This is a genomic window from Synechococcus sp. CCY 0621, from assembly GCF_019038465.1.
Taxonomy (GTDB): Bacteria; Cyanobacteriota; Cyanobacteriia; order PCC-6307; family Cyanobiaceae; genus Cyanobium.
In genome coordinates, this window is record NZ_JAFKRH010000072.1 from 1 (window position 1) to 433 (window position 433).

Here is a 433-nt window from a genome sequence, read left to right on the forward strand (position 1 = left end):
CTTCCGGCGTGGAGCGGCGGAATTCCATGGTGATGCTGCGCTTCTGCTCCCCGTCGGCGGCCACGGCCTCGATCGGATAGAGCTGCTGGCCATCACGGAAGGGGACCTGCACCCGGAAGGTGCCATCGGCCGAAAGGGGCACCTCCTCACCGCCGATGCTGAGGCGGGCGGCCGGATCGGTGGCGCCATAGACGATCAGCTCGGCATCGGCCACCAGCCAGAAGGAGCGCTGACGGGAGCCCACCCCGCCCATGCCGGAGGCACTGCGGCCCGAGGCCCAGGGGCCGGCGCCGGAGGCGGAGAACGCACCGCCGCCCTCGAGACCAGCGGCGGCATCGATCTCGTGGAAGGCCTCGGAGCCGCGGCCCAGGCGGCGCCACTGGCTGGTGGCGCTTTGGTAAAGCCGCTCGTGCAGGCCGGAATCAACGGCCTC

The 433-nt window shown here is 71.6% G+C and carries 1 pseudogene; it reads right to left on the bottom strand.

Annotated elements, in window-relative coordinates:
* Positions 1-433 (bottom strand): annotated as a pseudogene (locus KUG43_RS16655) (DUF4912 domain-containing protein); the annotation flags it as partial.